Raw genomic sequence first — 25361 nt, forward strand, 5'->3', positions numbered from 1 at the left:
CGGTTACGCGGTCCGAGGAGGGAGCCACCGATGATTCTGCTCCGTCGCCTGCTGGGTGACGTGCTGCGTCGGCAGCGCCAGCGCCAGGGCCGTACTCTGCGCGAAGTCTCCTCGTCCGCCCGAGTTTCGCTCGGCTATCTCTCCGAGGTGGAGCGGGGGCAGAAGGAGGCGTCCTCCGAACTGCTCTCCGCGATCTGCGACGCGCTGGACGTACGGATGTCCGAGCTCATGCGGGAAGTGAGCGACGAGCTCGCCCTCGCCGAGCTGGCACGGTCGGCTGCGGCAACCGAGCCGGTGCGCGCACCGGTGCGTCGCCCGATGCTCAACTCCGTCTCCGTCGCCGGTGTCCCACCGGAACGGGTCACGATCAAGGCCCCCACCGAGGCGGTGGACGTGGTCGCAGCCTGACCTTCCCCGCAGGTGGGTGGGTGAGGCGGTGTGTGTACCAGAGCCCTGGCCTGGGCTGTCCGGGAGACCGGAGAGCGCGGCCGGGGCTTTGGTGCGTCCGGGGCCCATGTACTCCGGGCCGACGTGAACGTGTCCTGGTCCCGTTTGCCGGGCCCGGGGGGTGCGGTCATGGTGGGAAGGACGGGCTCGGGGCCACCCACGAACTTGCGAGGATGCCGATGTACGTCGTGAAGAGCCCACGGACCGCCTCGGACCTCACCGTCGTCTCCGGGCCCCGCGCATGCTCCCGGCGTTCCCGGCATGCGGGGCACCACCCCACGCACGGCCTCTCCCACCGGCGATGCGATAGGCGCCGGCCCCCCTTCCGCGCCCCGTGCGCCTGTGTGCCGCTGGTGCGCCCTCCCCTGCCGTGACGGGCCGCTCTAGGGTCTGGTTCCTCGGGTTGGAGGTGGCGGCCATGGCGGGGCGCGCGGCGCGCTGGGGGGTGGCGCTGGCGCTGGGCGGGCTGTGGTGGTGGGGCATGCTCCGACTTGTGCTGGCACCCGACGCGGGGGTGCTGGAGGGGGCGGTCGTGACCGGGGGATGGGGGCTCAGCCTGCTGCCGGTGCACTGTGTGCCGAAGGCCCGGGGCGAGGGGGCGGCCGGGCCGCGCCGGTGGCCGGGGGCGTGGCCGCGGTGGCGTTCCGCGCGGGGGCGGGGGAGGCCGTCCGGGTGAGGGGGCGCCCGGGCGGACGTCGTCAGCCGGTCGTACGGGCCCGGCCGCCGTGGTGGTCCGCCGCCGGGGCCGGGCCCCACTGGCAGACGGGGCACCAGTAGGCGGGGCGCTCCCGGGAGCCGTCGCCCTGGCCGGCCACCCGGACCGGGGTGCCGCAGCGCAGACAGGGGCGGGGCGCGCGGCCGTACACAAAGAGGTTCTGTTCGCGTCGTCCCGTGGTGTTGCGGGCCGGGCGGTCGCGGTTCGCCTCCAGGAGCCTTTTGGCGAGGGCGGGCAGACGGGTGAGATGCCCGGCGGGGAGATCGCCGACGGGCAGCCAGGGGGTCACCCGGAGCAGGAAGCACACCTCGCTCTTGTAGACATTGCCGATACCGGCCAGATTGCGCTGGTCGAGAAGGGCCTCGCCGAGGGGGAGGGCGGGGTCGCGCAGCAGGTTCTCCAGCACCCGGTCGGGGTCCCAGTCGGGGCCCAGGAGGTCGGGGCCGAGATGGCCCACGGCGCGCTGTTCGTCGGCGGTGCGCAGCAGTTCCAGCACGGGCAGCCGGTAGCCGACAGCCGTGCGGTCGGCGGTGCCGAGGACGGCGCGGATCTGGTGGCCGGGACCGCCGCTCCAGCGCTGTCCCGGTGTGTAGATCTTCCACGCGCCGTCCATCTGCAGATGGGAATGCAGGGTGAGCCCGCCCTCGATGCGGGTGAGGAGATGCTTGCCGCGCGGGGCGACGGCCAGGACGGTGCGGCCGGTGAGGTCGGCGGTCGCGTGGGCGGGCACCCGCAGATCGGAGACGGTCAGCACCTTACCCGCGAGCGCCGCGTGCAGACGCCTGGCGGCCTGGTGGACGGTATCGCCTTCGGGCATGGGTCAAGGGTGACACGCGGGGGGCGAGGTGCGGGGACGGGCCGGAGGCTCATGCGCGGATCCGGAGTCCTCGCGGGGTCGCGATGAAGCCCGCTCCTTCCAGGAGGATGCCGAAGGGGGAGGAGAGGGCCGCACCGCCGTTGACCCGCTCCACCGTGACCGTGCCCAGCGAGCCCGCCCGTGCCGCCGCCCCCAGGGCCTCGGCGGCGGCGCGCAGCCGGGCGTCCTCCGTGGGCGCGGCCTCGGGGTCCGAGGGCCAGGCCAGCAGGGTCTTGCCGCCCCGCTCCATGTAGAGCGCCAGCTCCCCGTCGACCAGGACCACCAGGGAACCCGCCTTGCGTCCCGGCTTGTGCCCCGCACCGGTCGGCGGCTCCGGCCAGGTGAGCGCCGCGCCGTAGGCGTTCGCCGGGTCGGCGGCGGCCAGGACCACGGTCCGGTCCGGACCGGTGGAACCGGTGCGGTGGGGCGGAAGGCCCGGCCGCCCGTGAGGGGAGCGGGAGCCGGGTGCGCCCGGGTAGGAGCCGGAACCCGAGCGAGGGCCTCCGAAGCCGGGGGAGTCCAGCGGGTCCGGGACGGCCGGGCCCAGGTCGAGGAGATCGCCGAACGGGTCTTGCGGGCCGCCGTGGTCATCGGTGCCGGGCGGGGCACCCGGTCCTTCGAACGGGTCGTGTCCGCCGCCGGGGGCCTCCTGGGGGGCGAACGGGCCCCCGGGACCGGGCGGGAAGCCGTTTCCGGCGCCGGGCTCCGCACCGCCGGTGCCGGGCAGTGGTGCGCCTCGGTCGTGTGCGTTCGCCACCGCGCGCAGCCGGTCCACCGCGCCGTCCATCGCGAACTGGGCGGCGCCGAGGCCCTCGACCACATAGCCGCGCCGGGCCTGGCCGCTCTCCTCGAAGGCCGACAGCACGCGGTACACGGCCGAGAAGCCGCCCTGCACGCCTTCCGCGGCCACCGCGCCCCGGGTCACCACCCCGTGCCGGTCCAGCAGGGTCCGGGCCAGGGCATGGGCGCGGACGGTGGGATCGGCCTCCCGGGACGGCAGCCGCGACCAGCGGCCCGCCACGGTCGGCGGGCCCGTACGCGACTGGGGGCGGGCGGCGGCCGTCAGCGAGCCGTAGCGTCCGCGTGGCACCGCGCGTCTGGCGCGGTGGGCCGTGGCGCCCGCGGTGCGGCCCGAACCGAGCAGCGACCGCAACGGCGCGAGGGTGTCGTTGGTCAGCCGCCCCGACCAGGCCAGGTCCCAGATGGCGTCGGCCAGCTGTGGATCGGTGACGTCGGGGTGCGTGGTGGTGCGGACATGGTCGGCGATCTGCCGGAAGAACAGGCCGTAGCCTCCCGAGAGGGCGTCCAGGACCGACTGGTGGAGCGCCGTCAGCTCCAGGGGGTGCGGGTCGGGCAGCAGCAGGGGCGCCGCGTCCGCGAGACAGAGGGAGATCCAGCCGTCCTTCCCGGGCAGCGCGCCCGCCCCCACCCACACCACCTCGCCGGCCGCCATGAGTTCGTCCAGTGCCGAGGGCGTGTAGTGCGAGACGCGGGAGGGCAGGACGAGCTTCTCCAGCGCGGACGCGGGCACGGCGGCGCCCTGCAACTGTTCGACGACGCGCAGCAGGCCGTCGACGCCCCGTAGACCGTGGCCGCCGCCGAGGTGCTGCCACTGCGGCAGGAACTGCGCCAGCGCGGCCGGGGACACGGGCTCCAGCTCGTGCCGCAGCGCCGCGAGCGAACGGCGCCGCAGTCTGCGGAGCACCGTCGCGTCGCACCACTCCTGGCCGATCCCCGCCGGATGGAACTCTCCCTGGACGATCCGGCCGGACGCCGCGAGGCGTTGCAGGGCGCCCTCGGTCACGGCCACCCCGAGGCCGAACCGCTCGGCCGCCGTGGCCGAGGTGAACGGGCCATGGGTGCGTGCATGGCGCGCGAGCAGGTCGCCGAGCGGATCCTTGACCGGTTCGGTGAACGCCTCGGGGACGCCCACCGGCAGTGCCGTGCCCAGGGCGTCGCGCAGCCGGCCCGCGTCCTCGATCGCCGCCCAGTGGTCGGCGCCCGCGATCCGCACCCTGATCGCACGGCGGGCGGCGGCCAGCTCCCCGGCCCACTCGGGCTCGGCCCCCCGCCGCACCAGCTCGGCCTCGGTGAGCGGCCCCAGCAGCCGCAGGACGTCGGCGACGCCCTCCAGGTCCTTGATGCGCCGGTCCTCGGTGAGCCACTGCAGCTCGCGCTCCAGCTCGGTCAGCACCTCGGCGTCGAGCAGCTCGCGCAGCTCCGCCTGCCCCAGCAGCTCGGCCAGCAGCCGGGAGTCCAGCGACAGCGCGGCGGCGCGCCGCTCGGCGAGCGGTGAGTCCCCCTCGTAGAGGAACTGGGCGACATACCCGAACAGCAGTGAGCGGGCGAAGGGGGACGGCTCCGGGGTGGTGACCTCGACCAGCCGTACCTTGCGGGACCCGATGTCGCCCATCAGCTCGACCAGGCCCGGGACGTCGAAGACGTCCTGAAGGCATTCGCGGACGGCTTCCAGGACGATCGGGAACGAGCCGAACTCGCCGGCCACCTGGAGCAGCTGGGCCGCGCGCTGACGCTGCTGCCACAGCGGGGTGCGCCGGCCGGGGCTGCGGCGCGGCAGCAGCAGCGCCCGGGCCGCGCACTCCCGGAACCGGGAGGCGAAGAGTGCCGAGCCGCCGACCTGGTCCGTGACGGTGCGGTCCACCTCGCCCGGGTCGAAGGCGACGTCCGCCGCGCCCACCGGTGCCTGCTCGGTGTCGTATTCCGTGCCCGCCCTCGTCGGTTCCTGGTCGAGCAGGTCCAGGCCCAGCAGATCGGCGTCGGGCAGCCGCAGCACGATGCCGTCGTCGGCGTGCATGACCTGGGCGTCCATGCCGTACCGCTCGGCCAGCCGGGCGCCCAGCGCCAGCGCCCAGGGGGCGTGGACCTGGGCGCCGAAGGGGGAGTGCACCACGACCCGCCAGTCACCCAGCTCGTCGCGGAACCGCTCGACGACGATGGTCCGGTCGTCCGGGACATGGCCGCAGGCCTCGCGCTGCTCCCGCAGATACGACAGCACATTGTCGGCCGCCCAGGCGTCGAGCCCGGCGGCCAGTAGCCTCAGCCGTGCGTCCTCCTCGGGCAGCGAGCCCACCTCGCGCAGGAACGCGCCCACCGCGCGGCCCAGTTCCAGGGGGCGGCCCAGCTGGTCGCCCTTCCAGAACGGCAGCCGTCCGGGGACGCCCGGTGCGGGGGAGACCAGGACGCGGTCGCGGGTGATGTCCTCGATCCGCCAGGAGCTGGTGCCCAGGGTGAACACGTCCCCGATCCGGGACTCGTACACCATCTCCTCGTCCAGCTCACCGACCCGGCCGCCGCCCTTCTTCGGGTCGGCGCCGGCCAGGAACACCCCGAAGAGCCCGCGGTCCGGGATGGTGCCTCCGGAGGTGACGGCGAGGCGCTGGGCGCCGGGGCGGCCGGTGATCGTGCCCGCGACCCGGTCCCACACCACCCGCGGGCGCAGCTCCGCGAAGGCGTCCGAGGGATAGCGGCCCGCGAGCATGTCGAGCACCGCCGTGAACGCCGACTCCGGGAGCGAGGCGAAAGGGGCTGCCCGGCGCACGGTGGCCAGGAGCTCGTCGAACTGCCAGGTGTCCAGCGCCGTCATGGCCACGAGCTGCTGGGCGAGCACATCCAGCGGGTTCGCCGGGATTCTCAACGACTCGATCGCGCCGGACCGCATCCGCTCGGTGACCACGGCGGCCTGTACCAGGTCGCCCCGGTACTTCGGGAAGACCACGCCCGTGGAGACCGCGCCGACCTGGTGTCCCGCGCGGCCCACGCGCTGCAGCCCGGAGGCGACGGACGGCGGCGACTCGACCTGGACGACGAGGTCCACGGCGCCCATGTCGATGCCCAGCTCCAGGCTGGAGGTGGCGACCACGGCGGGCAGCCGGCCCGCCTTCAGGTCCTCCTCCACCTGGGCCCGCTGCTCCTTGGAGACCGAGCCGTGGTGGGCGCGGGCGAGCACGGGCGGTGCCCCCCGGGCCGCGCCCGAGCCGCCCATCAGCTGGGCGGGGGCGTGGTGCTCCTCGAGGGGTTCGCCGGTGGCCCTCTCGTGGGCGATCTCATTGAGACGGTTGCACAGCCGCTCCGCGAGGCGGCGGGAGTTGGCGAAGACGATCGTGGAGCGATGGGCCTGGACCAGATCGGCGATCCGCTCCTCGACATGCGGCCAGATCGACGGGCGCTCGGCGCCCTCGCTCCCGTCGGCCACCGGGGAGCCGCCCAGCTCGCCCAGGTCCTCGACGGGGACCACCACCGAGAGGTCGAACTCCTTGCCGGAACCGGGCTGGACGATCTCCACCTTGCGGTGCGGGGACAGGAAGCGGGCCACCTCGTCCACCGGGCGCACGGTGGCGGACAGCCCGATGCGCCGCGCGGGCCGGGGCAGCAACTCGTCCAGCCGCTCCAGGGAGAGCGCCAGATGCGCGCCCCGCTTGGTGCCCGCCACCGCGTGCACCTCGTCCAGGATCACCGTCTCGACCCCCGTGAGCGCATCGCGGGTGGCCGACGTCAGCATCAGGAACAGCGACTCGGGGGTGGTGATCAGAATGTCCGGCGGCCGGGTGGCCAGGGCGCGGCGCTCGGCGGGCGGGGTGTCGCCGGAGCGGATACCCACCTTCACCTCCGGCTCGGGCAGGCCGAGCCGCACCGACTCCTGACGGATGCCCGTGAGCGGACTGCGCAGATTCCGCTCCACATCGACCGCGAGGGCCTTCAGCGGGGACACATACAGCACCCGGCAGCGCTTCCTGGGATCGGCGGGCGGCGGGGCGGACGCCAGCTGGTCGAGGGCGGCGAGGAAGGCCGCCAGCGTCTTGCCGGAGCCGGTCGGGGCCACCACCAGCACGTCGGAGCCCTCGGCGATGGCACGCCACGCCCCGGCCTGGGCCGCGGTGGGCGCGGAGAACGCCCCCGTGAACCAGCCGCGGGTCGCGGGCGAGAAACCGTCGAGGCCTCGGTGTGCGGGACTGACCATGGGTCCATCCTGCACCCGCCCACTGACAACACCTCTGACCTGCGGGGACACCTGGTGGTGGCGGTCGGCGGGAGGAGTGTGGGCCGTGCCGCAGAATGGGATGGTGGCGGCTTCCGGCGAGCGGGCGAGGCACTGGCGGTACGAGGAACTGCCCGGTGTCGATCTGCTGCGGGCCCGCTACATCCGTAAGAGCTTCGTACGTCACACCCATGAGCACTTTGTGATCGCGGCCATCGCCGACGGTGTCGAGGTCTTCCACCACGGCGGCTCCGACCAGTACGCGGGCCCGGGGGCGCTGGCCCTGGTCAACCCGGACACCCCGCACACGGGCCGGGCCGGCGTCCCCGAGGGCTGGCGGTACGGGGCCGTCTATCCCTCCCCGGAACTGGTGTCCGAGATCGCCGCCGAGACGACGGCCCTGCGCGGCACCCCGGGCTTCGCCCGTCCGGTGCTCGAGGACCCGTATGCCGTCGGGCTGGTGCACGAGGTGCTCCGGGCCACGGACGAGGGCAACGCGCTGGCCGCCGACACTCTGCTGCGGGTCGCGGTGACCCGGCTGCTGCGGCTCAACGGCGGGCCGATGCCGCAGCGCGCGGTGCGCACCGCGGGGGCTCGTGCCGCCGCACGCGCGCGGGCCGTGCTGGAGGAACGGATGGCCGAGCCCCCGGGCCTGGAGCGGCTCGCGGCCGAACTGGGCACCAGCCCCTTCGCACTGCTGCGCGCCTTCCGTGACGCCTATGGGATGCCGCCGCACACCTGGCTGACCGACGCCCGGGTGCGTCGGGCCCGGCGACTTCTGGACGCGGGTGTCACACCCGCCGAGGCGGCCGTCACGGTCGGCTTCACCGATCAGCCGCACCTCAACCGCCACTTCACCCGCATGGTGGGCGTGCCCCCGGGGGCGTACCAGCGCGAGCGCAGAAGTGAGAGCGCGCGCCCCGGTGATCGCAAGAACGTACAAGACGACCGGCAGGGCCTCCTCGTACCGTTCCGTCCGTGACAGAACTCACCGCGCACACGGACATGCACAGGGACGACCGGGACGTCGGCGAAAAGCCGGACGCCGCCGTCGTCCGGGACGCCCTCGGGGTCGGGGTCGCCGTAGGGCTGTCCGGTTTCGCCTTCGGGGTGACCTCGGCCGGCAGCGGGCTCACCCTGCTGCAGACCTGCGCACTGAGCCTGCTGGTGTTCACCGGGGCCTCGCAGTTCGCTCTGGTGGGCGCTCTGGCGGCCGGCGGTAATCCGTTCACGGCGGCCGCGGGCGCCTTCTTCCTCGGGGTGCGGAACGCGTTCTACGGCTTGCGGCTGTCGCAGCTGCTGGCGCTTCCGCGCGCGGTGCGGCCGTTCGCCGCGCAGTGGGTCATCGACGAGACCACCGCCGTGGCGCTCGCCCAGCCGACCCGCCGCAGTGTCCGGATCGGCTTCACGGTCACCGGGCTCAGTCTCTATGTGCTGTGGAACCTGACCACCCTGCTGGGAGCCGTCGGCGCGCGGGCCGTCGGAAACACCGACGCCTGGGGGCTGGACGCCGCCGGTCCCGCGGTGTTCCTGGCACTGCTCGCACCGATGCTCAAGAGCGCCACGGAGCGCGTCGTGGCGGGCGCCGCTGTGGTGCTGGGGCTCGGCCTGCTGCCGGTGCTGCCGGCCGGTGTGCCGGTCCTGGTGGCGGCACTGGCGGCCCCGGTCGTCCTCTGGGCGGAGGGCCGCCGCAGGGGGACGGCGGACCTGAACGACCCGGTCGACGCCCGGGACGCACGGAACGACGACGGACAGAAGGAAAGCCGTTGAACATCTGGATCGCCATCGGTGTGACCGCGGTCGGCTGCTACGCCGTCAAACTGCTCGGCCTGCTGGTGCCCGCGGGAGTTCTGGAGCGGCCGGTCGTGCGGCGGCTCGCGGCCCTGATGCCCGTGGCTCTGCTGGCCGCCCTGACGGCCCAGCAGACCTTCGCCGACGGTCGCGTGCTGGTGCTGGACGCCAAGGCCGCGGGCCTGGCGGCAGCCGCTCTGGCGCTGCTGCTGCGTGCCCCCTTCTTGGTCGTCGTCGGCGCGGCCGTCGTGGTGACGGCGGGGGTCCGGGCCGTCATGGGCTGAGCGGCCGGCAGAGAGACGACCGGGCGACGACCGGACCGGGCGGTGCCTCAGGCGACGGTGACGGACCGTCCGTGGGCCCGGAGGGCCAGCAGCGCCTCGATGGTCGCCATGGGGCGGCACTCCAGGTCCGTGCCCGGTGCCGACGGGTGCCGTCTCACCGGCCAGCCGCCGTCCTCCCGCTGCTCGGCCGCGAGGAAGTCCAGGGCACGTGCCATCTCCTCGTCGGTGAACCATGCGCGTGCCAGGGAGTCCGGGGTGCGCGCGAAGTCGTACGGGAAACGGTGCTCGCCCGGCGCGTATCCGGGGGCTACCGGGAAGGCCTCCGGGCGGTCCGGGTCCAGGACCGCGAGCCGTTGTGCGCGCACCGTACGGCCCAGCCGGTCGGCGACCGCCTGCGCGCGCGAGCGGTCGGGCGCCGAGTCCAGGAAGGCCACGGCCGCCTCGACCTCGTACGGATGGGACGTGTCCAGGGACTCGACCGCCCGCCAGCAGAAGTCGGTGGCCCGGAACAGCCAGGCGTGCCACACCTCGTTGCGGTGCAGCAGCCCCACGACGGGGCCCGTGGCGAGGAGATCGCTCGGCGGGGTGGCCACGATCGGCACGAAGGGCGCCGCCGGACAGTCGCGCCGGCCGGGAAGGACCGCGGGAAGGGCTCCTTCCGGGGTCGAGACCGCGGTCAGATAGCGGCACAGCCGTTCCACCCGCTGCCCGCCGCAGCGCCCGATCGAGTCCAGGACGCGCAGCGCGTGCGCGGCGTGCAGCGGCCGGCTGACCGGGCCGCGCAGATCGGGTTCGAGGGCGTGGCCGTAGCCCTCGTCCTCGTTGCGGTAGGCGGTCAGTGCGGTTTCCACCGGGTCGGCGCCGCCGCCCAGGAAGTGGTACGCGAAGCGGCGCTGTTCCAGCACGCGCGCGGTGAGCCAGACGAACCCCTCGGCGCGGGACAGCGGGGAGGGCGCCGGGAGTGTCGGGGGGAGTGGGGATGCTCCGGATGCGGCCATGGCTCAGACCGTAGGACGGAAAGCGTTCTCGGCGAGGGGCCACGGCCCGGACCCACTCTCAGGGGCGGGATACTGGGTTCATGCGGTTGACGGTCTTCTGGCAGCGGATGGCGGAGCATTTCGGCGCGGGGTACGCCGACACCTTCGCGCGTGATCATGTGATGTCGGAACTCGGCGGGCGCACCGTGCACCAGGCCCTGGACGCCGGCTGGGAGGCCAAGGACGTGTGGCGCGCGGTGTGCACCGCCGTGGGCGTGCCCCACGAGAAGCGCTGACGGGCCACCGGTTGTCCACAGGTGGTCCGGGGAGGTCGGCGGCGTGCGCGAGACTTGCCCCGTGACGCCGACAGACGAAACCGCGCAGGTCCCCCACCAGGAGCCGCCGCCCGGTACGACCCCGCCCGCCCCGCCCCCGGAGGGCGACGACGCCGTGCCGGGCGCCCGTATGCCGCGCTGGCTGCCGCGCGCCATGGTGCTGGCCCTCGCCCTCGTCGCCGCGTTCCAGCTCGGCAGCTGGGCGTTCCACCAGGTCACCGGTCTGCTGATCAATGTGCTGATCGCGTTCTTCCTGGCGCTCGCCATCGAGCCCGCGGTGAGCAGGCTGGCCTCGTCCGGGATGCGCCGGGGGCTGGCCACCTTCCTGGTGTTCCTCGGTCTGACGGTCGCCGTGGCCGGGTTCGTGATCCTGCTCGGCTCGATGCTCGCGGGCCAGATCATCAAGATGATCGAGGGCTTCCCGGAGTATCTCGACTCCCTGATCAACTGGATCAACAGCACCTTCCACAGCGAGCTCAGACGGGTGGACGTGCAGGAGAGCCTGGTGCACTCCGACTGGCTCAGGAAGTACGTCCAGAACAGCGCCGGCGGCGTCCTGGACGTCTCGGCACAGGTGCTGGGCGGGCTGTTCCAGCTGCTGACGATCACGCTGTTCTCGTTCTACTTCGCGGCCGACGGGCCCCGGCTCCGGCGCGCCCTGTGCTCCGTGCTGCCGCCGGCCCGCCAGGCCGAGGTGCTGCGCGCCTGGGAGATCGCCGTCGACAAGACCGGCGGTTACATCTACTCGCGCGGTCTGATGGCGCTGATCTCGGGCGTGGCGCACTATGCGCTGCTCCAGGCGCTGGGCATTCCGTACGCGCCGGTGCTGGCCGTCTGGGTCGGTCTGGTCTCGCAGTTCATACCCACCATCGGCACCTATCTCGCCGGTGCGCTGCCGATGCTGATCGCCTTCACCGTGGCCCCCTGGTACGCGGTGTGGGTGCTGGCCTTCGTGGTGATCTACCAGCAGTTCGAGAACTACATGCTGCAGCCCAAGCTGACCGCGCGGTCCGTTGACATCCACCCCGCGGTCGCCTTCGGGTCGGTCATCGCGGGCACCGCGCTGCTGGGTGCGGTCGGCGCCCTGATCTCCATCCCGGCCGTCGCCACGCTGCAGGCGTTCCTGGGGGCGTATGTGAAGCGGTACGACGTCACCGACGACCCCCGGGTGCAGGGGCAGCGCCGCACGCGTGGGCCGGGCAGCCTCGTCGTGCGCCTACGCGGGCTGTTCGGGGGGTGAGAGCGGTCCGGGAGGGCCACCGGCCCGCCCGGACGGCCCGTCGGGTGCGGTGGCCGACAGGGCTCACCAGGTGAGCGCGGCCCAGACCCCGGCGGCGAGGACGGCGGCCGTGTAGGCGCCGGCCGCCGCGTACACGATCCGCCGCCTGGTGGCGTCGCTCCATGCCGTGCGGTCCAGCGACCGGGCCAGGACGGGCAGCACCAGCACTCCGTGCAGGCTCACCCCGTGCAGCGGCTTGAGCGGCGCCGTGGAGTGGTACGCCGCCTCGGGGTGCCCGGTGCGGGACAGTACGACCCCGCGCGCGATCATCACGGCTCCCGAGAGCAGCCCGACCATCAGCAGGGCGAACCCGGACCGCAGCGCGGGGGCCATGCCCGGGGGGCCGTCCGGCCGGTGCCGGAACGCGGCGGCGGCGAACGCCGAGAGCACCACGACCAGGACGCCCCCGCCCACCGCGAGGGTCATCGAGACCGCGGTGTCGAAGGGTGTCTCCATGTTCAGATGGGAGGGCACACGGCGCCAGGCCTGGAGGGTGATCCCGGCGACCTCCACGACGCAGTCGGCGGCGAACACCAGCAGCAGGACGGCACGGGAGCGGGCGCCGACGCGCAGACAGGACGTCACCCAGGCGACCGCGATCAGCGTCAGCCCGAAGGAGAGCCCGAAGGTGACGGGCTTGCGCCAGGAGACCGGTCCGTCCCAGGGGCCGCCGTCGACGGCGAACACCAGCAGATGCGCCAGCCCGGACAGCACGAGGGCCGCACCGATCGCGTAGCACAGGCGTTCGGTCGGGCGGGCGGTGAGCCGAGGGGTGCGCGTCCGGCCGCCCGGGGTACCGGCACCCGCCGGGCCGGACGAGGGAGCGGCGGGGGGAGGGATCGTGTCGCGGTCCATGGCACCAGCCTCGAGGGAACGGCCCGCGCGGTCGTCGTATCCCCGGAGGCTTCTGCCGTACGACCCCGGAAGTAGCGCCCGGCACGGTCCGGGAGCCGGTGCGGTCGTGGTCCGGTGGCTGCGGGCCGGTGCGGGCGGGACCGGAGGTGTCAGGGCGGCGCCCGATGCGCTTGACACAAAAATCGAACATCCATTCTTATGGAGGCTCCGGCAGGTCCTACGGCGGGGAATTCCGGCGCGCTCCTCATGGATCCGGCAGGATTTTCCCGGGTTGGGGCCCGAGTTATCCACAGGCCGGACGAGCGTCGGGGCGCGTTGTCAGTGGCAGGCGCTAGCGTCATTGACGTGAAGCGATCGACTCAAGCAAACCGGGTGGAACCCATGGCAGGAACCGACCGCGAGAAGGCCCTGGACGCCGCACTCGCGCAGATCGAACGGCAATTCGGCAAGGGCGCGGTCATGCGCATGGGCGAGCGGTCGAAGGAGCCCATCGAGGTCATCCCGACCGGGTCGACCGCGCTCGACGTGGCCCTCGGCGTCGGCGGTCTGCCGCGCGGCCGCGTCGTGGAGATCTACGGACCGGAGTCCTCCGGCAAGACGACCCTGACCCTGCACGCCGTGGCGAACGCGCAGAAGGCCGGCGGCCAGGTGGCCTTCGTGGACGCGGAGCACGCCCTCGACCCCGAGTACGCGCGCAAGCTCGGCGTCGACATCGACAATCTGATCCTCTCCCAGCCGGACAACGGCGAGCAGGCCCTGGAGATCGTGGACATGCTCGTCCGCTCCGGAGCCCTCGACCTCATCGTCATCGACTCCGTCGCGGCCCTCGTCCCGCGCGCGGAGATCGAGGGCGAGATGGGCGACTCGCACGTGGGTCTCCAGGCGCGCCTGATGAGCCAGGCCCTGCGGAAGATCACCAGCGCGCTCAACCAGTCGAAGACCACGGCGATCTTCATCAACCAGCTGCGCGAGAAGATCGGTGTGATGTTCGGCTCCCCGGAGACCACGACCGGTGGCCGCGCCCTGAAGTTCTACGCCTCGGTGCGCATCGACATCCGCCGTATCGAGACCCTGAAGGACGGCACGGAGGCGGTCGGCAACCGCACCCGCTGCAAGGTCGTCAAGAACAAGGTCGCCCCGCCCTTCAAGCAGGCGGAGTTCGACATTCTCTACGGCCAGGGCATCAGCCGTGAGGGCGGTCTCATCGACATGGGTGTCGAGCACGGCTTCGTCCGCAAGGCCGGCGCCTGGTACACCTACGAGGGCGACCAGCTCGGCCAGGGCAAGGAGAACGCGCGCAACTTCCTCAAGGACAACCCCGACCTGGCCAACGAGATCGAGAAGAAGATCAAGGAGAAGCTGGGCGTCGGTGTGCGCCCCGAGGAGCCCGCGGCCGAGACCGGCGCGGACGCCGCGAGCACCGCCGCGCCCAAGGCCGCGGACACCGCCAAGCCGGCGACCGCCTCGGCGGCCAAGGCGACCAAGTCCAAGGCCCCCGCCGCCAAGAGCTAGCCCATGACACGACGAACCGACTGGGCCGAGTACGCCCACCCGGCCGCCCCCCGGGAGCGGGGGAGCCGGGGCGACGGGGGAACCGCCGGGGAGGGCGACGGGGGGTACGAGGACCCGCGCGGCGACACGGGCGCGGATCCGTACGGTGAGGACGTCCCGCGCGGGGAGCGTGGCACCCGGCGAAGACGCGGTCGGCGGAGCGGTTTCGGGGAACCGGCCGACGACCCACAGGATCGGGGCTCCTCCCTCTCGTCGAGGGCCGAGAAGGAGGAGCCCTCGGCGGACCCGGCCGAGCGGGCGCGGGCGATCTGTCTGCGCCTGCTCACCGGAACCCCGCGCACCCGCAAGCAGCTCGCGGACGCCCTGCGTAAGCGGGAGATCCCCGAGGAGGTGGCCGACGAGGTGCTGTCGCGCTTCGAGGAGGTCGGCCTGATCGACGACGGCGCCTTTGCGGACGCCTGGGTGGAGTCCCGGCACCACGGCCGGGGGCTGTCCCGCCGGGCGCTCGCACGGGAACTGCGGACCAAGGGTGTGGACTCCGTGCTGATCGACGAGGCGGTGGGGCAGCTCGACTCCGAGCAGGAAGAGACCACCGCGCGGGAGCTGGTCGCCCGCAAGCTCCGTGCGACGCGGGGCCTCGACCGTGACAAGCGGCTGCGCCGGCTCGCGGGCATGCTCGCCCGCAAGGGCTACTCCGAGGGGATGGCCCTGCGGGTGGTGCGCCAGGCACTGGAGGAAGAGGGCGAGGACACCGAGGGGCTGGGCGACGAGGGGTTCTGACCGTGCGTAGGGCGCCCGGGCGCGGCCCTCAGCTCTCCCCGCCGCCTGCCGTCTCGGGGCTCCCCGTCCCTCTTGTCACCGGCAGCCCCGCCGCCCGCCAGGCCTGGAAGCCGCCCACCAGATCGGTGGCACGGTGCAGACCCAGCCGCCGCAGGGACTCGGCGGCCAGACTGGAGGCGTAGCCCTCGTTGCAGACGACCACCACACGCAGGTCGTGGCTGGTGGCCTCGGGGACACGATGGCTGCCCCGCGGATCCAGGCGCCACTCCAGTTCGTTGCGCTCGACGACCAGGGCGCCGGGTATCACCCCGTCCCGGTCACGCAGCGCCGCGTACCGGATGTCCACCAGCAGTGCCTCGCCGGCCCTCGCGGCCTCGTGGGCCTCGGCCGCCGCCACCCGGTCGAGTCCCTCGCGGACCCGTTCCAGCAGTTCGTCGATGCCCACCGGCTCCCCGGGCGCGGAACTCACTGCCAGTCCTCGGGCAGTTCGACCTGCTCCAGACGCAGTACCTGCCCCGTGCGGCTGTAGCGGCGGATCTGCGGCAGCGGCGGGTAGTAGGCATGAACCGAGACCGCGTGGAGCTCGGCCGACTCATTGAGCACCTCGTGCACATGATGCTGTCCGAAGGCGCGGCCGGTGCCGGCGGGCAGCCGCCGCTCCCGGTCCATCCCCTCGGTGAGTTCAAGGGTCCGCCAGCCGTCGGACGGCAGCCGGGCGGCCAGCGAGTTCTCCGTGAGCTCGCCCGAGGCGGTGACGAAGGCCCCCACCGACTCGGCGTGATCGTGCCAGCCCGTGCCGGTGCCCGGCGGCCAGCCGATCAGCCAGGCCTCACTGCCGCCGGGACCGTCGAGGCGTACCCAGGTACGGCCCTCGGGGTCCAGCGGGAGCGAGGCGATCAGCTCCGTGTCGGCGGCCGTGCGGCGCGCGAAGTCGAGCAGATCGACCTGGGTGGGGGGTGAGACGGGGGCGGAAGCGGAAGCGGCGGGAGAGGCAGAGGGAGACACAGACACCGGGGACCGTCCTGAGGTTCGCAAGAGGCGCACTGAGCTAGGGAGATGGCACCAGCGGGAAAAGAGGCGATGTCAGCAGGACGGGCGACACACGCAGCCCGCATAGCGGACGAGGTCCATATGGACCCTCCGCCACAGGCGCACACAGGTGTCGGTCACGATCCGGAGTACACCATGGCGGTGCGGGCCGGTCAACTCGGGGCCGCAGTGCGGACGCCGGGCCGCGGGGCGGACCTGACCGCGAAAGACCCCGGCCGGCATCGCGAAAGACCCGGCCGACGCGGACGGGCGCCGCGTCCGTCAGCTCGCGTTCGCCGTGGCCTGTTCCGGTGCCGTGCCGCCCACCGTGGCCTCCGCCGCCTGGTACAGGTCCGCCGGGCGCACCCCGCTCAGCGCCGTGACCAGATGGCCGTCCGGACGGACCAGCAGGACCGTATGGGGAGCCGCCCCCGGGTAGCCCTCGGCGACCAGCAGCTCCGCGGGATGGGGCAGGGCGGTCACCGCCGCGGCCAGTCGGGGCATGATCCCGGCCGACAGCCAGTGCTTGCGCTCCCATACGCCGGTGCCCGGCGCGACCAGCACCACCAGTAGCGATCCGCGGCCCAGCCGGTCCCACAGCCGCACGGACGAGCCGTCCTCGGCCGTCACCCGCACATCGGCGATCCGTTCCCCGGGGGCGGTGTCCACGGGCACCGCGGACTCGGCGGACGCGGGTGCGAGCGGCGAGTTGGCGTACGCCCCCGGCGCACCCAACGCACCCTGCCCCAGATGGGCGTGGGCGAGCAGGGCGTCATGACCGCGGGCGGACCCGGGCACCAGGGCACGCAGCCCCCCGCCGCGCAACTGTGGCAGCGCCTGGTCGGCGGCGCGCAGCCGGTCCGCCACCACCGCGCGGCGTTCCGCCTGGTAGCTGTCGAGCAGCGCCTTGCGCGGGCTGTGGTGCCAGGCGATCCCCAGCTTCCAGGCGAGGTTGTCGATGTCCCTGAGGCCTTCGTCGAGACCCTGGGTGCCGAGCGCGCCGAGCAGATGCGCGGCGTCCCCGGCGAGGAAGACCCGGCCGGCCCGCCAGCGGCGGGCGAGCCGGTGGTGGACGGTGTGGACGCCTGTGTCCAGCAGTTCGTACGGGGGAGTGGTCCCCTCGTGCCAGCCCGCCAGGGTCTCCCGGATGAGGGTCACCAGCACCTCGGGCGTGACCAGGTCCTTGCCCGGCGGAAGCAGCCAGTCCAGGCGCCACACCCCCTGGGGCAGGGGACGTGCGGAGACCTCCCCGCCCGAGGGCCAGGACGTCCGCCACGGTGGTGCCCGGTGCAGCAACGCCCGGTCCGGCCAGGGCAGTTCGGTGCGCAGGGCGGCAACGGCGTGGCGCTCCACGGCCGTACGGCCCGGGAAGCGGATGTCGAGCAGTTTGCGTACCGTGGAGCGCGGCCCGTCGCAGCCGACCAGAAAGCTGCCGCGCCACCAGGTGCCCCGGGGACCGCGTGTGTGCGCCGTGACACCCGAGGCCTCCTGCTCCAGCAGGTCCAGTCGGCTCTCCACGGCGACCTTCACCAGCGGTTCGCGGGCGATGGCGTGCCGCAGCGCACCGGTGAGCACATGCTGGGCGAGGTGCAGCGGGGCGGGTTCCTCGGCGGCGCCGGGGCCGTCGTCCGCGTTCTTGAGGGTGTCGGTGGTGCCGTATCCGCTCTCGTGCCGCTCCCGCGCGCCCGGGGAGCGGAACGTGACCTCCCGCACCACTTGTCTGCGCCGCATCGACCGCCATCCGCTCCAGCGCAGTCCGGCCTCGGCGAGCGGCATCCCGGTCAGTCGTTCCAGCAGGGCGGTGGTGTCCTCGCGCAGCACCACGGTGCGGGCGGCCCGCTGTTCGTCGTGGCCCGGACCCTCGTCGAGCAGCACGGACGGCACGTCCTGGCGGGCCAGCGCCAGCGCCAGCGAGAGCCCGACGGGCCCCGCCCCCACGATGATCACCGGGTCCACGGCGCGGTGCCCCCTGCTCGCAGTGGTGCCCTGAGGGGCGTGGGTGAAGAGAAAGTCGGAGCAGGGTGCACGATCACAATGCGTATGCAACCCACTGCCGCGGCCCACGTCAAGCGAGCGAGGGGCGGTGGCGATCATGCCACCGCCCCCCTGTGGAGCATGAGGAGAAAGAGCGCGTCAGAGAGTCGCGCCGGTCGACTCGCTCCCCGCGACCGACGCCGGGGGAAGCACCGCTCCGGTCGACTTCTTGCCCCGTCGCAGCCGCTTCTCCAGCCAACTCGCGAAGGTCGTCAGCGAGAAGTTGATGGCGATGAAGATGAGCGCCACGATCGTGAAGCTCGCGATGGTGTTGGCACCGTAGTAGGAAGCCATCGGCGAGACGGCCGCCAGCAGTTCGGGGAAGGTGAGGACCGCGCCGCCCAGCGCCGTGTCCTTCACGATCACCACCAGCTGGCTGACGATCGCCGGCAGCATGGTGGTGACCGCCTGCGGCAGCAGGATGAACCGCATCGCCTGGTTCTTGCGCAGGCCGATCGCCAGCGCGGCCTCGGACTGGCCCTTCGGCAGGGCCAGGATGCCCGCCCGGACGATCTCCGCGAGAACCGAGGCGTTGTAGAGGACGAGACCCGTGACCACCGCGTACAGCGGGCTGTCGTCCGAGTTGACGTTCGTGTAGCCGGAGAACAGGGCGAGACCGAAGATCATCAGGACGAGCACCGGGATGGCCCGGAAGAACTCCACCACGACGGTGACCGGGACCCGGATCCAGGCGTGCTCGGAGAGCCGGGCGATACCCAGGACCGCACCGAGCGGCAGTGCGATCAGCATCGACAGGGCCGCCGCCTCGAGGGTCTTCCACAGCCCCGGCAGAAGATAGGTCGACCAGGCCTCCGTACCTGCGAGGAACGGCTTCCACTTGTCCCAGGCGAGCTGGTCCTTGTCGTTGAGCCCGGTGATCACCCACCACAGCACTGCGGCCGCGAGGACCACGAACAGCACCGAGTAGAGGACGTTGCGCCGCTTGGCCCGGGGCCCCTGGGCGTCGTAGAGGACGGAACTCATCGCTTCACCGCCACCTTCTTGCCCACCCAGCCGAGGATCAGGCCGGTCGGCAGCGTCAGACACACGAACCCGAAGGCGATCACCGCGGAGATCAGCAGGAGTTGGGCCTCGTTCTCGATCATCTGTTTCATCAGGAGGGCCGCCTCCGCGACACCGATCGCGGCCGCCACCGTGGTGTTCTTCGTCAAGGCGATCAGTACGTTGGTCAGGGGGCCCACGACCGAGCGGAACGCCTGCGGCAGCACCACCAGCGTGAGCACCTGGGTGAAGCCCAGCCCCAGCGCGCGGGCCGCCTCCGCCTGCCCGACGGGCACGGTGTTGATGCCCGCACGCAGCGCCTCGCAGACGAACGCCGAGGTGTAGGCGATCAGGGCGAGGACGGCCAGCCGGAAGTTGATGACCTGGAAGTCGGTCGCGCCGAGGTTGATCCCCAGCGTCTGACTGAGCCCCAGCGAGGAGAACAAGATGATCACGGTCAGCGGGATGTTCCGCACGATGTTCACATAGGCGGTCCCGAAGCCGCGCATCACCGGCACCGGGCCGACGCGCATGGCGGCCAGCACAGTGCCCCAGATCAGGGAGCCGACCGCGGAGAGGACGGTGAGCTGCACCGTCGTCCAGAACGCCGCCAGCAGGTCGTAGCGATCAAGAAAGTCGAACATGAGGTCCCGCGCTTCCGCGTGTCGGAAAGGCCGGGTGCGCCGCCCCGAGGGCGGCGCACCTCGTCAGGCCCTGCTTACTGGACGATGTTGCCGATCTTCGGCGCGGGCTCGTTCTTGTAGTCGGCGGGGCCGAAGTTCTTGTCCACGGCCTTCTGCCACTCGCCGTCCGAGACCATCTTCTCCAGAGCAGAGTTGATCTTCGCCTTGAGGTCGCTGCCCTTCTTGACGCCGATGCCGTAGTTCTCGTTGGTCATCTTGAAGCCGCCGAGCTTGAACTTGCCCTTGAAGGCGTCCTGCGAGGCGTAGCCGGCGAGGATCGAGTCGTCGGTGGTCAGCGCGTCGACGGCGCCGTTCTGCAGACCCGTCAGACAGGCCGAGTACGTCGGGTACTCCAGCAGGTTGGCCTTCGGGGCGAGCTTGTCGTGGACGTTCTGGGCCGAGGTGGAGCCCGTCACCGAACACAGCTTCTTGGAGTTCAGGTCGGCGGGCGCCTTGATCTTCTTCTCGTCGGCGCGCAGCAGCACGTCCTGGTGGGCGAGCAGATACGGGCCGGCGAAGTCGACCTTCTGCTCACGCTCCGGGGTGATCGAGTAGGAGGCCGCGATGAACTCGACGTCGCCGCGCTGCAGCATGGTCTCGCGGTCGGCGCTCTTGGACTCCTTCCACTCGATCTGGCCGGCGTCGTAACCGAGCTGCTTGGCGACATAGGTGGCGACGTCCACGTCGAAGCCGGTGTAGCCCTGCGGGGTCTTCTGGCCGATGCCCGGCTGGTCGAACTTGATGCCGATCTTGATCTTCTTGCTGCCGCCGCCGGAGGAGCCGCCGTCGCCCTTGTCGTTCGACGAGCAGGCGGTGGCGGCGGTGGCGAGAGCGAGCACGGCGACCGTGGCCGCGGTGACCTTGCGGAGCTTCATGGTGAACGTCCTTTGCGTGGTGAAGAGATGCTGACCGAGGCCCCGGACAGGGGCCGTCGGTGGCTGGTGGCGCAGGCCGTCGGGCGCGGCCCGGGGCGTCAGTGATGCAGGATCTTCGACAGGAAGTCCTTGGCCCGGTCGCTGCGCGGGTTGCTGAAGAACTGGTCCGGCGTGGCCTGTTCGACGATGCGGCCGTCGGCCATGAAGACCACACGGTTGGCCGCCGAACGGGCGAAGCCCATCTCATGGGTGACGACGACCATGGTCATTCCGTCACGGGCGAGCTGCTGCATGACCTCGAGGACCTCGTTGATCATCTCGGGGTCCAGCGCCGAGGTCGGCTCGTCGAAGAGCATGACCTTGGGGTCCATGGCCAGCGCGCGGGCGATCGCCACACGCTGCTGCTGGCCGCCGGAGAGCTGCGCGGGGTACTTGTCCGCCTGGGTGCCGACACCCACCCGGTCGAGCAGCCCGCGCGCCTTTTCCTCGGCCTTCTGCTTGTCCGCCTTGCGGACCTTGACCTGGCCCAGCATCACGTTCTCGAGCACCGTCTTGTGCGCGAAGAGGTTGAAGGACTGGAAGACCATCCCGACGTCGGCGCGCAGCCGCGCCAGCTCCTTGCCCTCGTGGGGCAGCGGCTTTCCGTCGATCCGGATGTCGCCGGAATCTATGGTCTCCAGGCGGTTGATGGTGCGGCACAGAGTGGACTTGCCCGACCCCGACGGGCCGATGACCACGACGACCTCGCCACGGGCGATGGTCAGGTCGACGTCCTGGAGCACGTGCAACGCGCCGAAATGCTTGTTGACGCTCTTCAGGACGACCAGCTCGTCGGTTGCGGCCACCGAGTCCTTGGCCACCGATACTTCGGTCATGTGCTGACTGGCTCCGTCCTCGCTCGGTTTCGGAGGACAGTAGTGATGCGTACGACCTGCGTCATTACATCTGAGGGAGATCTGAGCATCACGATCCGGTAGACAATGGGCACGTCCGGTAGCGGGCTGACCCGGGCGCGTACCGGCTGGGTAACGGATGCCGCCCGGCGACTTTCAGACTCTTGACGCGGTCCTTGTTCATCGGCGTGACTGCCTTGGTGCACACGCGCGCGTGCTCGTGTTCGTGCGGACGACGCATGGACGAGGCAGGGACGACGCACTTCAGCCGATGACGCCTTCCGGTTCCGGGTGGGCGCGCATCCCTGAACCGACCGTGAGCGAAGGGACCGTACGACCGACGAACCGGAGGGGGCCGGAATGAGACTGCTGCTCGTCGAGGACGACAACCATGTCGCGGCCGCCCTGTCCGCGGTGCTCACCAGGCACGGCTTCGACGTCACCCATGCCCGCAGCGGGGAGGAGGCGCTCCGGGCGCTGGTCCCCGAGGGCGACGGCTTCGGTGTCGTCCTGCTCGACCTGGGCCTGCCGGACCAGGACGGCTACGAGGTCTGCGGCAAGATCCGCAAGCGCACCAACACCCCGGTCATCATGGTGACCGCGCGCGCCGACGTACGCTCCCGCATCCACGGCCTCAACCTGGGCGCCGACGACTATGTGGTCAAGCCGTACGACACCGGTGAGCTGCTCGCCCGCATCCATGCCGTCAGCCGGCGCACCCCGCACCTGGACGACACCGGAGCCACCGAGACGGCGCTGCGACTGGGTGCCGTCCACATCGAACTGCTCACCCGCAGGGTCAGCGTGGGCGGTTCCGCGGTCCAGCTGACCCGGAAGGAGTTTGACCTGCTCGCCCTGCTGGCCCAGCGCCCCGGCGTGGTGTTCCGCCGCGAGCAGATCATCAGCGAGGTGTGGCAGACCAGTTGGGAGGGGACCGGGCGCACGCTGGAGGTGCATGTGGCGTCCCTGCGCTCCAAACTGCGCCTGCCGGCCCTGATCGAGACCGTGCGCGGCGTCGGGTACCGGCTCGTCGCCCCGGCCGCCTAGCGGGGACGGGTGCGCACTCGCCTGCTTCCGCTGCTCATCGTCCTGATGGCCGCCGTGCTGCTCGCGCTCGGCGTTCCGCTCGCGGTGAGCCTCGCCGCCGCGCAGCAGCAGCGGGTCGTGGTCGACCGCATCGACGACACGGCGCGCTTCGCGGCGCTGGCGCAGTTCGTCACCGACCGTCCCTCGGGCCCCTTCGCGGGGACCGTCGATGAACGCGGCGAGACCCTGCGCAAGGAGCTCGCCATGTACTACAGCGTGTACGGCATTCGGGCCGGCGTCTACTACCGCGACGACGTACCCATGGCCAACGCACCGAACGACTGGTATCTGCCGGAGCAGGGCGAGGGCCGTGACGCCTTCAACGAGGCCCTGCTCGGCCGCCGCAGCCACGATCCCGAGCAGGTCTGGCCCTGGCAGCGCAGCAGGCTGGTGGTGGCCTCTCCGGTCATCCGCGACGGCGATGTCATCGCGGTGGTCGTCACCGACTCGCCCACCGGGGACATGCGGTCGAGGATCCAGCACGGCTGGCTGCTGATCGTCGTCGGCGAGAGCGCCGCCATGCTGCTCGCCGTCGGCGCGGCACTGCGGCTGACCGGCTGGGTGCTCAGGCCGGTACGGGTCCTGGACGCGACCACCCACGACATCGCGACCGGACGGCTCAAGTCCCGGGTGGCACCCGCCGGCGGGCCGCCGGAACTGCGACGTCTGGCCCGGTCCTTCAACGAGATGGCGGACAACGTCGAGGAGGTCCTCGAACGCCAGCGCGCCTTTGTCGCCGACGCCTCCCACCAGTTGCGCAATCCGCTCGCCGCGCTGCTGCTGCGCATCGAACTGCTCGCCCTCGAACTGCCCGAGGGCAACGAGGAGATCGCCTCGGTGCGCACCGAGGGCAAGCGCCTGGCCCAGGTCCTGGACGATCTGCTCGACCTGGCGACCGCCGAACACACCGAGGTGGAGCTCCGGCTCACCGACATCGGCGCCCTGGCCGCCGAGCGGGTCGCGGCCTGGGGACCGGCCGCGGCGGCCCAAGGGGTGCGGCTGACCGGGGACTGCCCGCCCACCACCGCCTGGGTGGACCCGGTCACGCTGTCCAGCGCGCTGGACGCGGTCATCGACAACGCGGTCAAGTTCACGCCGGCGGGGGAGCGCGTCGAGGTGGCGGTCGCGGCGAGCGGCGAGAGGGCCACGATCGTGGTCACCGACGGCGGTCCGGGGCTCGGCGACGAGGAACTCGCCCGCGTCGGCGACCGCTTCTGGCGCAGCGCGGCACACCAGAACATCAAGGGCTCAGGACTCGGCCTGTCGATCTCCCGGGCGCTGCTGACGGCGGGCGGGGGCTCGATCTCCTACCGGCACCGCCGGCCGCACGGGCTGAAGGTGACGGTCACGGTCCCCCGGTCGGACGTCCGGCCGGGCGGACCCACGGGGGAGCCCATCGGGCTTCCCTGACGCCGGGGCACCGGCCGCTGAGGCCGCGCCTGCCCCGGACGGCACCCGGCTGCGGCACCCGCGGGCAGCTGCCCGGATCCAGGTGCGGGCCGGCTGCGACACTCCGGGCGGCGCTACCGGTCGCGTCCTGCTCCGGGCGCGCGGGGTGGTTTCGGCCGTGCGCCGGGTGCGCAGCTGTCGCGCGCGCTCCGGGGCCCGGAGCTGTAGGGCTTGCCGGGGTGTCATGCGGTGCGCCGGGATGCGCGCCCTACGCCGGGACGTCGGGGGTCTCGCGTCCTTTCCCAGGTGCACGGAACGAGTCGTGCTCCGGGCGCGAGGGGTGGTGTCGGTCCTGCGCCGGGGGCGCGGAGCGGTCGTCCGCGCGCGCCAGGATGCCGGGCCGTGCGCCCGGCGCCCGGAGTCAGGGCTTCACCGAGCGGTAGTACCGCCGGGCGCCCCGGTGCAGCTCCAGGGGATCCGAGTAGATCGCCGTGCGCAGATCCACCAGCTGGGCCGCGTGAACCTGCGCTCCGATCCGGTCCCGGCTGTCGATCACCACGCGGGTGATCCGCTCGGTCAGGTCCGCGTCCATGTCCTCCCGGGTCACCAGGAGATTCGCGACGGCCACGGTCTGCACGGACGACCCCCGCTCGGCGTCCGGATAGGCGTCGGCGGGTATCAGGGCGGCCCGGTAATAGCGCGAGGAGCCGCCCTGCTGATGCAGCTTGGTCACCAGGTCGCTGCCGATCGGCACCAGGCGGACGGGGAAGTTCCGCGACAGCTCGGTGACCGCGCTGGTGGGTAGTCCGCCCGACCAGAAGAACGCGTCGATCTTGTGGTGCCTGAGCCGGTCGGGCATGGTCCCGATGCCGTCGGACAGCGGTGTGATGTCCTTCTCCGGGTCGAGGCCGGCCGCCTCCAGCACATGCTCGGCGATCAGCCGGACCCCGGACCCGCTCGGCCCGACGGCGACCGTACGGCCCTTGAGGTCCGCCACGGAACGCACCGGGGACGAGCGCGGCACCACCAGATGCACATAGTCGTCGTACAGCCGTGCGCAGGCGCGCAGTCGGTCGGCCCCCGGCTTGTTCTCCAGCTTGTACATCTCCACGGCGTCGGCCGCCGCGATGGTGAAGTCCGCCTTCCCCGCGGCCACACGCCGCACGTTCTCCTGCGACCCGTCGCTGTTCAGCAACCGGACGTCCAGCTCCGGCAGATCCTTGGCGAGCGCCGTCCGCAGCAGCACGCCGTACTTCTGGTAGACGCCGCTCGGGGTGCCCGTGCTCACGGTGACCGTGCCGCGGGGCGTCCCGTCGCCGATCGGCAGCAGCCACCACAGCAGCAGCCCGAGGGCCGTGAGCACGGCGGCCGAGCCCAGCAGTGCGCGGCGTCCGCCGATCCGGGTGAGTGCCTGGGACATGCGCGCGATCCTGCCAGGCCATGGGCGCCCCTGACCAGGGTGAGGGCCCGGCCGGTGACCGGGCGGCAGGGCGGGACACGCGGCCCGGTGTGGAACACGGGCGGCGGGACGGGGCGCGGGGCC

The 25361-nt window shown here is 72.4% G+C and carries 24 protein-coding genes; 11 read left to right on the forward strand and 13 right to left on the reverse strand.

What is annotated here, in order from left to right; genetic code table 11:
• The first annotated feature begins 30 nt into the window (after nt 1-30).
• On the forward strand, nt 31-408 hold the full coding sequence (locus tag CP978_RS24840) for a helix-turn-helix domain-containing protein (protein ID WP_043444435.1): 378 nt from the start codon (nt 31-33) through the stop codon (nt 406-408).
• Between the two features lie 457 nt (nt 409-865).
• Nucleotides 866-1123, forward strand: a complete 258-nt coding sequence (locus tag CP978_RS24845) for a hypothetical protein (protein WP_150478304.1) — start codon at nt 866-868, stop codon at nt 1121-1123.
• Between the two features lie 22 nt (nt 1124-1145).
• Here CP978_RS24845 and CP978_RS24850 read toward each other — a convergent pair whose 3' ends face one another.
• Nucleotides 1146-1979, reverse strand: a complete 834-nt coding sequence (locus CP978_RS24850) for a DNA-formamidopyrimidine glycosylase family protein (RefSeq protein WP_043444440.1) — start codon at nt 1977-1979, stop codon at nt 1146-1148.
• Nucleotides 1980-2028: 49 nt separating this feature from the next.
• Complete coding sequence (locus CP978_RS24855; protein ID WP_043444442.1) at nt 2029-6996, reverse strand: ATP-dependent helicase; 4968 nt, start codon at nt 6994-6996, stop codon at nt 2029-2031.
• Between the two features lie 103 nt (nt 6997-7099).
• Here CP978_RS24855 and CP978_RS24860 point away from each other — a divergent pair, with 103 nt between their 5' ends.
• The 3 genes from CP978_RS24860 to CP978_RS24870 are packed head-to-tail and all read left to right on the forward strand — an operon-like array spanning nt 7100 to nt 9089.
• Nucleotides 7100-7996, forward strand: a complete 897-nt coding sequence (locus CP978_RS24860) for an AraC family transcriptional regulator (RefSeq protein WP_043449417.1) — start codon at nt 7100-7102, stop codon at nt 7994-7996.
• Entirely contained in the window at nt 7993-8784 is a 792-nt protein-coding gene (locus CP978_RS24865; protein ID WP_043444444.1) for an AzlC family ABC transporter permease, read from the forward strand. The genes CP978_RS24860 and CP978_RS24865 overlap by 4 nt, the downstream gene beginning before the upstream one ends.
• The gene (locus tag CP978_RS24870; protein ID WP_043444447.1) at nt 8781-9089 is read left to right on the forward strand and encodes an AzlD domain-containing protein; all 309 of its coding nucleotides are present in this window, start codon (nt 8781-8783) and stop codon (nt 9087-9089) included. The genes CP978_RS24865 and CP978_RS24870 overlap by 4 nt, the downstream gene beginning before the upstream one ends.
• A gap of 47 nt (nt 9090-9136) precedes the next feature.
• On the opposite strand, the gene CP978_RS24875 is transcribed toward CP978_RS24870, so the two are convergent.
• Complete coding sequence (locus CP978_RS24875) at nt 9137-10087, reverse strand: hypothetical protein (protein WP_043444449.1); 951 nt, start codon at nt 10085-10087, stop codon at nt 9137-9139.
• Between the two features lie 80 nt (nt 10088-10167).
• Here CP978_RS24875 and CP978_RS24880 point away from each other — a divergent pair, with 80 nt between their 5' ends.
• Both CP978_RS24880 and CP978_RS24885 read left to right on the forward strand, forming a co-directional pair.
• A complete protein-coding gene (locus CP978_RS24880; RefSeq protein WP_043444451.1) occupies nt 10168-10362 on the forward strand; it encodes a DUF3046 domain-containing protein in 195 nt (64 codons plus the stop codon).
• A gap of 61 nt (nt 10363-10423) precedes the next feature.
• Nucleotides 10424-11641, forward strand: coding sequence for an AI-2E family transporter (locus tag CP978_RS24885; RefSeq protein WP_079162298.1), 1218 nt, complete (start codon nt 10424-10426; stop codon nt 11639-11641).
• 63 nt (nt 11642-11704) lie between these two features.
• Here CP978_RS24885 and CP978_RS24890 read toward each other — a convergent pair whose 3' ends face one another.
• On the reverse strand, nt 11705-12535 hold the full coding sequence (locus CP978_RS24890; RefSeq protein ID WP_227745436.1) for a hypothetical protein: 831 nt from the start codon (nt 12533-12535) through the stop codon (nt 11705-11707).
• A 381-nt stretch (nt 12536-12916) separates the two neighbouring features.
• On the opposite strand from CP978_RS24890, the gene recA reads away from it, so the two are divergent.
• On the forward strand, nt 12917-14047 hold the full coding sequence (recA, locus tag CP978_RS24895; protein WP_043444454.1) for a recombinase RecA: 1131 nt from the start codon (nt 12917-12919) through the stop codon (nt 14045-14047).
• A gap of 3 nt (nt 14048-14050) precedes the next feature.
• Nucleotides 14051-14827, forward strand: a complete 777-nt coding sequence (gene recX, locus CP978_RS24900) for a recombination regulator RecX (RefSeq protein WP_043444456.1) — start codon at nt 14051-14053, stop codon at nt 14825-14827.
• Between the two features lie 28 nt (nt 14828-14855).
• Here recX and CP978_RS24905 read toward each other — a convergent pair whose 3' ends face one another.
• The 8 genes from CP978_RS24905 to CP978_RS24940 form a co-directional block, all read right to left on the reverse strand.
• Nucleotides 14856-15296, reverse strand: coding sequence for a rhodanese-like domain-containing protein (locus CP978_RS24905; RefSeq protein WP_052454263.1), 441 nt, complete (start codon nt 15294-15296; stop codon nt 14856-14858).
• Nucleotides 15293-15838: a cupin domain-containing protein gene (locus CP978_RS24910; RefSeq protein ID WP_043444460.1), complete on the reverse strand. Its 546-nt coding sequence runs from the start codon at nt 15836-15838 to the stop codon at nt 15293-15295. The genes CP978_RS24905 and CP978_RS24910 overlap by 4 nt, the downstream gene beginning before the upstream one ends.
• A gap of 72 nt (nt 15839-15910) precedes the next feature.
• A complete protein-coding gene (locus tag CP978_RS36430) occupies nt 15911-16099 on the reverse strand; it encodes a putative leader peptide (RefSeq protein ID WP_079162299.1) in 189 nt (62 codons plus the stop codon).
• A gap of 39 nt (nt 16100-16138) precedes the next feature.
• Nucleotides 16139-17812: an FAD-dependent monooxygenase gene (locus tag CP978_RS24920; protein WP_043444461.1), complete on the reverse strand. Its 1674-nt coding sequence runs from the start codon at nt 17810-17812 to the stop codon at nt 16139-16141.
• 177 nt (nt 17813-17989) lie between these two features.
• Complete coding sequence (locus tag CP978_RS24925; protein ID WP_043444463.1) at nt 17990-18874, reverse strand: amino acid ABC transporter permease; 885 nt, start codon at nt 18872-18874, stop codon at nt 17990-17992.
• Nucleotides 18871-19536, reverse strand: a complete 666-nt coding sequence (locus CP978_RS24930; protein ID WP_043444465.1) for an amino acid ABC transporter permease — start codon at nt 19534-19536, stop codon at nt 18871-18873. Before CP978_RS24930 ends, CP978_RS24925 begins: the two co-directional genes overlap by 4 nt.
• Before the next feature lie 74 nt (nt 19537-19610).
• Nucleotides 19611-20450, reverse strand: coding sequence for a glutamate ABC transporter substrate-binding protein (locus tag CP978_RS24935; RefSeq protein WP_043444468.1), 840 nt, complete (start codon nt 20448-20450; stop codon nt 19611-19613).
• A gap of 98 nt (nt 20451-20548) precedes the next feature.
• Nucleotides 20549-21325: an amino acid ABC transporter ATP-binding protein gene (locus tag CP978_RS24940; RefSeq protein WP_043444470.1), complete on the reverse strand. Its 777-nt coding sequence runs from the start codon at nt 21323-21325 to the stop codon at nt 20549-20551.
• A 378-nt stretch (nt 21326-21703) separates the two neighbouring features.
• Between CP978_RS24940 and CP978_RS24945 the strand changes: the two genes are divergently transcribed.
• Together CP978_RS24945 and CP978_RS24950 are read left to right on the forward strand one after the other, a co-directional pair.
• On the forward strand, nt 21704-22390 hold the full coding sequence (locus CP978_RS24945; protein ID WP_043444471.1) for a response regulator transcription factor: 687 nt from the start codon (nt 21704-21706) through the stop codon (nt 22388-22390).
• Nucleotides 22391-22399: 9 nt separating this feature from the next.
• Nucleotides 22400-23839: a sensor histidine kinase gene (locus CP978_RS24950; RefSeq protein ID WP_043444472.1), complete on the forward strand. Its 1440-nt coding sequence runs from the start codon at nt 22400-22402 to the stop codon at nt 23837-23839.
• A gap of 400 nt (nt 23840-24239) precedes the next feature.
• On the opposite strand, the gene CP978_RS24955 is transcribed toward CP978_RS24950, so the two are convergent.
• Entirely contained in the window at nt 24240-25238 is a 999-nt protein-coding gene (locus tag CP978_RS24955) for a TAXI family TRAP transporter solute-binding subunit (RefSeq protein ID WP_043444474.1), read from the reverse strand.
• Nucleotides 25239-25361: the final 123 nt, after the last annotated feature.

The sequence above is a fragment of the Streptomyces nodosus genome, assembly GCF_008704995.1.
Taxonomy (GTDB): Bacteria; Actinomycetota; Actinomycetes; order Streptomycetales; family Streptomycetaceae; genus Streptomyces; species Streptomyces nodosus.

Excerpts from the sequence above, each read along its gene's own strand:
- CP978_RS24945 (WP_043444471.1), top strand. The coding sequence starts at position 21,704 with ATGAGACTGCTGCTCGTCGAGGACGACAACCATGTCGCGGCCGCCCTG.
- CP978_RS24855 (WP_043444442.1), bottom strand. The coding sequence starts at position 6,996 with ATGGTCAGTCCCGCACACCGAGGCCTCGACGGTTTCTCGCCCGCGACC.
- recX (WP_043444456.1), top strand. The coding sequence starts at position 14,051 with ATGACACGACGAACCGACTGGGCCGAGTACGCCCACCCGGCCGCCCCC.
- CP978_RS24875 (WP_043444449.1), bottom strand. The coding sequence starts at position 10,087 with ATGGCCGCATCCGGAGCATCCCCACTCCCCCCGACACTCCCGGCGCCC.
- CP978_RS24845 (WP_150478304.1), top strand. The coding sequence starts at position 866 with ATGGCGGGGCGCGCGGCGCGCTGGGGGGTGGCGCTGGCGCTGGGCGGG.
- CP978_RS24890 (WP_227745436.1), bottom strand. The coding sequence starts at position 12,535 with ATGGACCGCGACACGATCCCTCCCCCCGCCGCTCCCTCGTCCGGCCCG.
- CP978_RS24840 (WP_043444435.1), top strand. The coding sequence starts at position 31 with ATGATTCTGCTCCGTCGCCTGCTGGGTGACGTGCTGCGTCGGCAGCGC.
- CP978_RS24940 (WP_043444470.1), bottom strand. The coding sequence starts at position 21,325 with ATGACCGAAGTATCGGTGGCCAAGGACTCGGTGGCCGCAACCGACGAG.
- recA (WP_043444454.1), top strand. The coding sequence starts at position 12,917 with ATGGCAGGAACCGACCGCGAGAAGGCCCTGGACGCCGCACTCGCGCAG.
- CP978_RS24955 (WP_043444474.1), bottom strand. The coding sequence starts at position 25,238 with ATGTCCCAGGCACTCACCCGGATCGGCGGACGCCGCGCACTGCTGGGC.
- CP978_RS36430 (WP_079162299.1), bottom strand. The coding sequence starts at position 16,099 with ATGCCGGCCGGGGTCTTTCGCGGTCAGGTCCGCCCCGCGGCCCGGCGT.
- CP978_RS24850 (WP_043444440.1), bottom strand. The coding sequence starts at position 1,979 with ATGCCCGAAGGCGATACCGTCCACCAGGCCGCCAGGCGTCTGCACGCG.
- CP978_RS24925 (WP_043444463.1), bottom strand. The coding sequence starts at position 18,874 with ATGAGTTCCGTCCTCTACGACGCCCAGGGGCCCCGGGCCAAGCGGCGC.
- CP978_RS24935 (WP_043444468.1), bottom strand. The coding sequence starts at position 20,450 with ATGAAGCTCCGCAAGGTCACCGCGGCCACGGTCGCCGTGCTCGCTCTC.
- CP978_RS24930 (WP_043444465.1), bottom strand. The coding sequence starts at position 19,536 with ATGTTCGACTTTCTTGATCGCTACGACCTGCTGGCGGCGTTCTGGACG.
- CP978_RS24880 (WP_043444451.1), top strand. The coding sequence starts at position 10,168 with ATGCGGTTGACGGTCTTCTGGCAGCGGATGGCGGAGCATTTCGGCGCG.